Here is a 9,241-nt window from a genome sequence, read left to right as displayed (position 1 = left end):
TTGAGCACACCTGAGCAGATACGGAGGCACCCGCGCCGTGGCCGACGGACAGCCGGACCTTCAGATCAACTACGACCAGCTGCACAAGCTGGCCAACGACGCCCGGACGCTCAAGGACAACCTCGACAACGAGGTGCCGGGCCTGAGCACCGGCATCAGCGGTGTGCGCAAGCGGTCCGAGGCGATCGGCAGCCAGAAGCTGTCCAGCTCGCTGATCAAGTTCCACACCGCCTGGGAACAGCCGTTCAAGGACGCGATGGACCGCCTCGGCGACCTGGCCGGGCTGCTCGACGGCGTGGCCACCAAGTTCTTCGACATGGACAGCGACTTCGCCACCAAGTCGAGCAGTTCGCTGGCCAGCCTGATCCTGGCCCAGTGGCAGGGCAAGAAGGACGAGTGGGACCGCTACCAGGCCACCAAGGACCTGAAGTTCACCCCCTCACCGCTGTGGGACGAGCACGGCAACAAGGTGCAGGGCGAGGCCGTCCCGCTGATCCCCTGGGGCACGATCCCCGAGGACCCGGGCGCCCGGCCCACCCACACCGACGCCCAGTCGATCTACAACGAGCAGCACAAGGACAACAAGAACGTCTCGGCCCCGGTCTTCGACGGCAATCCGGCCAAGACCGACAGCCAGTACGACGAGTCCGGCCGGCTCACCTCGCAGACCTCGAAGAACACCTCGCAGGAGGGTCTGGCCTACGAGACCACGACCACCTACAAGTACGAGGGCGACAGCGAGCGGCCCAGCTCGACCAGCACCACGCTGAAGCACGGGGACGGCTCCACCGAGACGATCGAGACCAAGTACACCTACGACTCCGACGGTCAGATCACCTCGTTCGTCAGCGACAACAAGTTCGACGACCCGGACGACGACGACAACGACAGCACGTCGACGACCACGACCACCCCGACCCGCGACGCCCAGGGCAACGACACCGGGTACACCGCGGTCAGTGTCGAGGACGGCAAGGAGACCAAGGTCGAGGTCACCAACAACAAGACCCCCGACGGCACCGCCATCGACGCCAAGATCGACAACGACGTCAAGGTGATGACCGACGAGGACGGCACGGTGCGCAAGTGGAAGGGCAACGCCGACACCGACGACTGGACCCAGACCGAGGGCCCCGGCCTCTACGAGGACGAGGACGACTGACCCGCGGCGGTTCTCGGCCCTGCCCTTCCCTCTCCCTGAGCGCCCGGTGACCGCCGGGCCCGACCGAAAGGAACCAGCCCCTTGAGCGACATGAAGGTCGTCTACGAAGACGTCCAGGTGGTGGCCACGAAGCTGCGCCAGGTGGCCACCGACACGGTGCCCAAGCTGACGCTGATCCAGAACGCGGTGAACGGCCTGCTGGCCGACGGCGGCGGTCTGTGGCTGATGCAGTCCAGCCCGGTGCTGAACGAGAAGTACCAGGCGTTCAACACCTCGGTGACCCAGGCCGTCAACAGCATTCCGTCCTGGGCCAACCAGTTCGAGAACATCGTGGCCCAGCTGCGCGACATGGACGCCCAGATCGTCGAGGCGGCCAAGGCCACCGGCTGATCGCGGTCCCGCCCTGACCTGACCGAAACCAGCGAGAGAAGCCCGCCATGCCCGACGTGAACGTCGACCCGGTTGCCGCGCGCAACGTCATCAAGGTCATGAACGACAACAAGGACACCATCATCACCGAGCTCGACGACCTGCTCGCCAAGGTCACCGCGCTGCTGACGAACGACGGCGGCCTGTGGCTGAAGCAGTCCAGCCCGGTGATGAGCACGGAGTTCGCGACGTTCCAGAAGAACCTGCGCGACGCGATCGCCAACATCAAGAACTTCGGCGACAGCTTCGAGAGCACGATCAAGAACCTCGAGGACCTCGACCTGGGCTACTCCAAGCCCTCCGAGTCCGCCGACGCCTGATCCCCCACCTCCGCACGGACGCCAGGATGCCTAGTTCATGAGCGGTATCAGCCTGAGCAGGACGACCGTTCTCACGGTCGTCCTGCTCGTCGAGGTCGCCGTGGTCCTCTTCTTCGTCGCCCGCTGGTACAGCCGGCGATGGGGCTGGAAGTCGACCTTCGGGCGGATCCGCCGTTATCTACGGGCCACCTTCGCCGACCTGGTCAGGCCGGCGGTGCAGGTGTACCGGTTCGGCCGGAACGTGCGCCTGATCGCCGCCCAGCTCAACGATCCCGAGCTGGGCGGCGTTCTGCGGACCGGTCTCGGCGACGCGAACGCCCGGCTGGCCGGGGAGCCGGACACCCGGCCGTTCGCCGCCCTGGTCTCGCGCACCACGCTCACCCTGGCGCTGTCCGGCCTGCGCCGGGTGGAACCGGGCCAGGGACCCTGGCGGATGCGTGAGAACCGTTGGGAGGCAAACCGTCAGGCGGTCACGCCCGGCCCCGCCGACCTGGTCGACGACGTACCGGCCGTGCCGGTCGTTATCGGGGCCGAGAACGGCACCGTCACCCTGCTCGACCTGCTGCGCGCCCCCGGGGTCATCGAGGTGACCGGTCCCGACCGTCAGGTCGGCAGCCTGATCTGTGCGGTGGCTGCCCAACTCTCGGCCCGGCTGGTCCCGGCCGGGAGCCTGGAGCCGGACGTCGTCGTGGCCTCCGGTCTGCATCCGCGCTTCTCCGGCCCGCAGCCCCTGGCCGTGCTGCGTGACCTGGACGCCCGGGCCCGCACCGGGAACTACCAGCACCCGCTCACCGTGCTGTTCTGCGGGCCGCTCAACGACACCGAGGCCGACCTGCTCACTGCGGTGGCCCCCGGTCTGCCGATGCTTCGCGTGATGATCGCCGGCCCCTACGCCGGGCGCCGCTGGAAGCTGCCGCTGGACGAGACCGGACGGGTGGTGGCACCGGAACTGGGGCTGTTCACCGACTCCGCACCGGTCGAGCGCGGCGTGGCCCGGGCGCTGAAGAAGCGCGCCTCCGGCGGGATTCCCGACCGCCCGGTGGCCCGGCCCGCAGCCCCGGCCCCTTCTGGACCTCGGCCTGCTGCTCCCCCGGCCCCGGCCCCGGCTCCGGTCGTCCCGGCCTACCTGGAAGAGCCGGAATACGAGGAGACGCCGCAGTACTCGTACTCCCCGGCCCAGCCGGAGTTCGAGCCCCAGTACCAGACCACCGGGGGCTGGGAACGCCCAGAAGCCCCTTCGGCGTGGGACCTGGACGAGCCGGAACCCGCCTCGCCCCAGACCGGCGGTCTGAGTGTGAGCGCGGTCAGCGCCCGCGACCAGGAAGACGACCGAACTTCCCGCCCCTGAACGACTTCCGGCCCCGAGGCCGGCGAACTGGACAGCTGGGTTCCTGCCCCCGCAACGGCAGCCCGGCGTGAAAGGACCTACCCGTGCAGCTGGTGATCAGCGTCGCCACCCCGGCCGAGGACGACCCCGACCAGCTGGCCGCCGGCGGCGCCTCCCCGGTCCCGGGTGAGGCGCCGCTCGCGTCGCGGAGCTGGGACGTCGTCCTCGACGTGCACAAGGAGACCCCGATCGGCGTCCTGGTGGGCGCCGCGGCCGGGACCGGCGGCGCGGTGGTGGACAACCTGGCCCCGGCCGCCACCGGCGCCTCCGCCCAGGCCTGGAGCAGCTACGCCGAGGCGGGCCCGGCCGGGCAGCCCTACGTGGACGGCCGGCCGGTCGACCCGGAGGCCACGGTCGCGCAGATCGGCCTGGTCTCCGGGCAGCGGATCGGCCTGACCGCCCCCACCCCGCCGGACGACGCGGACTGGCGCCCGGCCGAACCCGGGGTGGACTGGCTGGAGATCCACGCCGTCGGCGGCCCCGACGCCGGCCGGATCTGGCCGATCGGCTTCGGCACCTACGACATCGGTCGCGCCCCGGGCAGCTGGATCCGCCTGGACAGCGACCAGACCCCGCTGCAGGGGCCGGAACTCACCGTCGACCAGGACGGCGTGGTCTGGCTCTCCGGTCTGGGGCAGACCCGGCTCACCCAGACCGGCATGACTCTGGCCGACGAGACCGCCACCGTGCGCGGCGGCCGGCTCAGCCTGCCCGAACCGCCCCGCGAGGAGGTCGGCAGCCCGGACCCGAAGTACCGCCGGGCCCTGGAGGACGCCGCGATCGAGTACGCGGCGCTGATGGAAGGACACCAGGGCGCCCGCCGCTGGCCGGTCGGGATGGACCTGGCGATCGGCGACACCCTGCTGCGCCTGGCCCGCCGCTTCGACCCGGACGCCGCCCTGGCCCCCGCCGAGGACCGGATCGGCCGCGACTTCAACCGCCCGCCGCGCCTGGTCCCGCCGCTCATGCAGCCCCCGGTGAAGATGCCGACGCCGCCGAGACCACCGCAGCGGCGCCGCATCCCGCTGCTGATGATGCTCATGCCGATGGTGATGGGCCTGGCCTTCGTCTTCTTCTTCAAGTCGTACTTCTTCCTGCTGATCACCCTGATGACCCCGCTGATGCTGCTGGGCAACTGGGTGGCCGACCGGCGCAGCGGGGCCCGGCAGTACCGGGAGGACAGTGCCGAGTACCGCCGGCGCCGGATGCAGGCCGAGAAACAGGTCTTCGCCAGCATCAACGAGGAACGCCTGGCCCGCTGCGCCGCCTCGCCCGACCCGGCCCTGGTCGGGCTGATCGCCAACGGCCCGAGCAGCCGGCTCTGGGAGCGCCGCCGCACCGACCCGGACTTCCTGGTGATGCGGCTGGGCACGGTCGACCAGCCGTCGCTGATGGAACTCGACGACCCGGCCCGGGAGGAACCGAACCGGCGCTACCGCTGGACGGTTCCGGACGCCCCGGTCGGCGTCTCGCTGATCGAGCGCGGCGTGGTCGGGGTGGCCGGGGAACCGCAGGACACCGGATCGATCGTGCGCTGGATGGTGGCTCAGGCGGCCACCCTGCACAGCCCGCGCGACCTGCGGCTGTACCTGTTGCTGGCGCCAACCGGCATGGGCGGCCCGGCCGGTCAGCCGGTCGAGCGCTGGAACTGGGCGCGCTGGCTGCCGCAGGCCCGCCCGTTCGCGGCCGGCAGCGGTGGCCCGCTGGTCACCGTCGGGAACGACCCGGAGACCATCGCGCACCGGGTGGGTGAGCTGAACCAGCTGATCAAGGCCCGGCTCGAGGCCCGGGGCTCGCAGCTGGGCACGGTGCTGTTCGCCGAGCCGGACGTGCTGGTCGTGATGGACGGCGCGCGCTGGCTGCGGGACGTGCCGGGGGTGATGAACATCCTGGTGCAGGGCCCGGCCGTGCGGGTCTTCACGATCGGCGTGGACGCCCTGGAACGGCTGCTGCCCGAGGAGTGCACCGCCGTGGTCCGTGCCGACCACGACGGGCTCACCCTGCGCCAGCGCGACCTGCCCAACGTCACCGGCATCCGGCCCGACGACGTCAGCCCGCAGTGGTGCGAGGACGTGGCCCGCTCGCTGTCCAGCCTGCGCGACGTGACCCCGGACGAGATCGCCGGCCTGCCGCAGCAGGTGAACCTGCTCGAACTGCTGCGGGCCGAGCCGCCCACGGCCGACCTGATCGCCGGGCTGTGGGCCCGCCGCCCGGCCTCCACCACCTTCCCGCTGGGCAAGGGGTTCGACGGCACGGTGGCCTTCGACCTGGTGCGGGACGGACCGCACGGGCTGATCGCGGGCACCACCGGCTCGGGCAAGTCGGAGCTGCTGCAGTCGATGGTGGCCTCGCTGGCCGCCGTGAACCGGCCCGACGAGCTGGTCTTCGTGCTGGTCGACTACAAGGGCGGCAGCGCCTTCCACGCCTGTGTGAACCTGCCGCACACCCTGGGCATGGTCACCGACCTGGACGAGGCGCTGGCCCTGCGGGCGCTGGAGTCGCTGGCCGCCGAACTGCGCCGGCGCGAGCAGATGCTGGCCGACGCCGGGGTGAAGGACCTGCTGGAGTACCGGGCGCTGCGGGCGCGTAGTCCCCGGATGGCCCCGATGCCGCGGCTCCTGCTGGTGATCGACGAGTTCGCCACGATGGCCCGCGAGACCCCCTCGTTCGTGCCCGGTCTGGTCAGCATCGCGCAGCGCGGCCGGTCGCTGGGCATCCACCTGATCCTGGCCACCCAGCGCCCGGCCGGGGTGGTCACCTCCGACATCAAGGCCAACACCAACCTGCGGATCGCCCTGCGGGTCACCGACATCGGCGAGAGCCAGGACGTGATCGACACCCACGACGCCGCGCACATCTCGGCCCGGACCCCGGGCCGGGCGCTGGCCCGGCTGGGGCACCGCTCGACCATGCCGTTCCAGACCGCCTACGTCGGTTCCCCGATCGCCGGCGAGGAGGACGAGTCGGCCGCGGCCGACAAGGTCCTGCCGCCGCCGCAGGCCGAGCGGCTCACCTGGGGCCGGCTCGGCCGCCCGGTGCAGCTGGCCGACCGCCACGACGACCCGGCGGCCGACCTCTCCCTGCCCGGCGACGAGGCCGAGCGCACCGACCTGGACGCTCTGGTCGAGGCCATCCAGGAGGCCGCCCGCCAGGCCGAGGTGCCGGTGCAGCCGAGTCCGTGGCTGCCCGCCCTGCCGCCTCTGCGGCTGCTCGACGACCTGGACCGGCTCAACCGGGAGCAGGGGGTACCGGTCTTCACCCGGGACGGGCTCACCATCGCCTCGTTCGCCCAGGCCGACCTGCCGGCCCACCAGAGGCAGCAGACGCTGGCCTTCGACCCCAGTACCGAGGGGCACCTGTTCGTGATCGGAGCACCCCGGGCCGGGCGCTCGCAGGTGCTGCGCACCCTCGCCGGCAGCCTGGCGCGTTCCAACTCCAGCGCCGACGTCCACATGTACGCCATCGATGCGGCCGGCAGCGCGCTGAGTGTTCTCACCGACCTGCCGCACTGCGGCGGGGTGGTCCCGCGTGCCGACACCGAGCGCCTGACCCGGCTGATCACCTGGCTGGCGGGCGAACTGGAGCGCCGGCACCAGCTCCTGGCCCAGCACACCGTGGCCGACCTGCCCGAGCTGCGGGTCAAGCTGGGACGCGAGGCGTCTCAGGCCGCCCCGGCCCACATCTTCCTGTTCGTCGACGGCTGGGACGCCCTTGCCACGATGCTGTCCGAGTTCGACGGCGGTGCGCTGTACGCGGTGCTGCAGGAGATCCTGCGCGAGGGCGCCGGGGCCGGGATCCACGCGATCATGACCTCCGAGCGGGCCCTCAGCGCCGGCCGGGTGGCCTCGCTCAGCGACAACAAGCTGATGCTGCGGATGACCGACCGCAGCGACCTGGGCATCATCGGGGTGCCGGCCAACCGGCTGCCCACCGTGATCCCGCCCGGCCGGGCCTGGCGCACCCAGGACCAGGTCGAGGTGCAGGTGGCGTTGCTCGCCGCCGATCCCTCCGGCCAGGGACAGGCGCTGGCCCTGCGGGCGATCGGCCTGGACGCCGCGCAACGCGACCAGCACCTGGCCGACTCTCGGCGTCCACGTCCGGTGGCCGCTCTGCCGTCCCAGGCCGCGTTCTCGGACCTGTTCGGCCGCTGGCCGCAGGCCGAGCGCCAGCCGCTGCACGCTCTGCTGGGGGTCGGCGGCGGCGACCCGACTCCGCTGACCGTCGACTTCAGCGGGCGGGCGCACGCCTTCCTGGTCGGGGGGCCGTCCGGCTCGGGCCGTAGCAATGTGCTGGCCACCCTGGGCATCTCGCTGCTGGCGACCGGCACCAAGCTGATCGTGATCACGCCCCGGGAGTCGCCGTTGCGGCGGCTGGCCAACCACCAGTCGGTCCACCTCCTGTCCGGGCTGCGCCCGAACGTCGAGGAACTGCGGGCCCTGGTCGCCCCGGGCGGGCCCGGCGGCAGCCAGACCGTGCTGCTGATCGACGACGTCGACCTGCTCGGCCCGGGCCATCCGCTCGACCCGGTACTGCGTGAGGTCGCCTCGGTCGGCCGGGACCGCGGGCTGGGCATCGCCTTCGCCGGGTCCGGCGAGGTGCTCACCGGTCCGGCCGGAGGCTGGCTGGGCGAGGCCAAGCGCAGTCGCCAGGGCGTGCTGCTGGCCCCGCAGACCAGTCTGGAGGGTGACCTGCTGGGGATCCGGCTCACGCACAGCCAGATGCGGGTGCCGGTGCGGCCGGGCCGCGGCTACACCACCCTGGGGGCGGGACAGGGAAAGGCGCAGATCATCGCCATTCCGCACACCACACTGAAATGAGCCTGGCGAAAGTTCCGGTCACGCTCGGCAACTGATCGATTTCAGGTCCGCCCTCCGGGGCGGGCCTGAATTGTTTTGCGCACTGTCGCGGGTCTTTCACGGTCAGCAGCATCCGGCTCTGTATCGGTCGGCGGGCGGAAAAAGTTCTCGGCGCGCTGATCAGCAGTTTCTTTATCAGAGAACGGGATCTGACGTTGGCTTAAGGTTCCGATCATGTCCTTAAGGGCCAAAATCGCGGTATAGATAGACACCCGTCGTTCAATCCGGACGCCAGGAGGTTCAGAACCAGCGGAAATGCGTCTGGCGGAAACGCTGGTTCTCCCGATCCTCTCGGCCGGTACCGGCCGGAAGCAGCCCGGCCGAGCGGCACAACAGGACCCGTGACACGTGGAAGCGATGGTTCGAGCATGAGCGTTGGCCCGCAGACCAGCCCCCGCACCTGGCCCGGAACCAACCGGCCGGCCGTGGTGAGCGAGCGGTACCCGAGAAGGATCGGGATCGCCGTCGAGGCGGCCGACGTGTTCAGCCGGGCCGGCGTGGCCGGCCTGGTCGGCCCCGGCCAGGGCATCCAGCTGCTGCCCACGGCCCAGCTCCCCCAGGCCGACGTGGTGGTCGCCGTGGCCCCCCGGCTGAGCGGGCGGCTGCTGCACCGGCTGCGGGTGCTGCGTGAGGTCTGCAAGCCGCCGTTCGTGCTCATCCTCGATGACATCGATGACGGCGACTGGCTGGCGGCGGCGGAGATCGGGGTGGCCGGCGCGATGTCCCGGGCGCAGATCACTCCCGACCACTTCAACGACCTGATCCGCACGGTGGCCGAGGGCGACAGCCAACTCCCGCCCCGGGTCCAGGGCCAGTTGCTGCGCGAGGTGGCGCACCTGCAGCAGAACGTGCTCGCCCCGCGTGGGCTCACCGCCTCGGGTCTGGAGACCCGCGAGGTCGACGTGCTGCGGCTGCTCGCCGACGGTCTCGACACCGCCGAGATCGCCGAGCGGATGAAGTATTCCGAGCGCACGGTGAAGAACATCCTCTACACCATGATGACCCGGCTGAACCTGCGTAATCGGTCCCATGCGGTGGCCTACGCGATGCGTTCGGGCATCATCTGACAACGTGGTCAGAAGAAAAC

At 71.1% G+C, this 9,241-nt stretch carries 7 protein-coding genes; 6 read left to right on the top strand and 1 reads right to left on the bottom strand.

Going from position 1 to position 9,241, the window contains the following annotated elements; all coding sequences use genetic code 11:
• Positions 1-37: 37 nt before the first annotated feature.
• The 5 genes from LWF15_RS09215 (at position 38) to LWF15_RS09195 (ending at position 8,115) form a co-directional block, all read left to right on the top strand.
• Positions 38-1,162 (top strand): hypothetical protein, encoded by a 1,125-nt coding sequence (locus LWF15_RS09215; protein ID WP_232809999.1) that lies wholly within the window; start codon positions 38-40, stop codon positions 1,160-1,162.
• Between the two features lie 90 nt (positions 1,163-1,252).
• Positions 1,253-1,552, top strand: a complete 300-nt coding sequence (locus tag LWF15_RS09210; protein WP_352396624.1) for a hypothetical protein — start codon at positions 1,253-1,255, stop codon at positions 1,550-1,552.
• 47 nt (positions 1,553-1,599) lie between these two features.
• Positions 1,600-1,911: a hypothetical protein gene (locus LWF15_RS09205; protein WP_232809997.1), complete on the top strand. Its 312-nt coding sequence runs from the start codon at positions 1,600-1,602 to the stop codon at positions 1,909-1,911.
• A 37-nt stretch (positions 1,912-1,948) separates the two neighbouring features.
• Positions 1,949-3,259, top strand: a complete 1,311-nt coding sequence (locus tag LWF15_RS09200) for a hypothetical protein (RefSeq protein WP_232809996.1) — start codon at positions 1,949-1,951, stop codon at positions 3,257-3,259.
• A gap of 83 nt (positions 3,260-3,342) precedes the next feature.
• Positions 3,343-8,115: an FtsK/SpoIIIE domain-containing protein gene (locus LWF15_RS09195; protein WP_232809995.1), complete on the top strand. Its 4,773-nt coding sequence runs from the start codon at positions 3,343-3,345 to the stop codon at positions 8,113-8,115.
• 41 nt (positions 8,116-8,156) lie between these two features.
• Here LWF15_RS09195 and LWF15_RS09190 read toward each other — a convergent pair whose 3' ends face one another.
• Complete coding sequence (locus tag LWF15_RS09190) at positions 8,157-8,366, bottom strand: hypothetical protein (RefSeq protein ID WP_232809994.1); 210 nt, start codon at positions 8,364-8,366, stop codon at positions 8,157-8,159.
• Between the two features lie 156 nt (positions 8,367-8,522).
• Between LWF15_RS09190 and LWF15_RS09185 the strand changes: the two genes are divergently transcribed.
• On the top strand, positions 8,523-9,221 hold the full coding sequence (locus LWF15_RS09185) for a helix-turn-helix transcriptional regulator (protein ID WP_232809993.1): 699 nt from the start codon (positions 8,523-8,525) through the stop codon (positions 9,219-9,221).
• The last annotated feature ends 20 nt before the right edge of the window (positions 9,222-9,241 follow it).

The sequence above is a fragment of the Kineosporia rhizophila genome (assembly GCF_021277265.1).
In the GTDB taxonomy this organism is placed as follows: Bacteria; Actinomycetota; Actinomycetes; order Actinomycetales; family Kineosporiaceae; genus Kineosporia; species Kineosporia rhizophila.
Note: the sequence above shows the minus strand (reverse complement) of the source record. Positions and strands in the feature narration are given on the sequence as shown.

What these genes read in the sequence shown, in the direction of transcription:
- LWF15_RS09210 (WP_352396624.1), top strand. Translation starts at nt 1,253, where the DNA reads ATGAAGGTCGTCTACGAAGACGTCCAGGTGGTGGCCACGAAGCTGCGC.
- LWF15_RS09205 (WP_232809997.1), top strand. Translation starts at nt 1,600, where the DNA reads ATGCCCGACGTGAACGTCGACCCGGTTGCCGCGCGCAACGTCATCAAG.
- LWF15_RS09200 (WP_232809996.1), top strand. Translation starts at nt 1,949, where the DNA reads ATGAGCGGTATCAGCCTGAGCAGGACGACCGTTCTCACGGTCGTCCTG.
- LWF15_RS09185 (WP_232809993.1), top strand. Translation starts at nt 8,523, where the DNA reads ATGAGCGTTGGCCCGCAGACCAGCCCCCGCACCTGGCCCGGAACCAAC.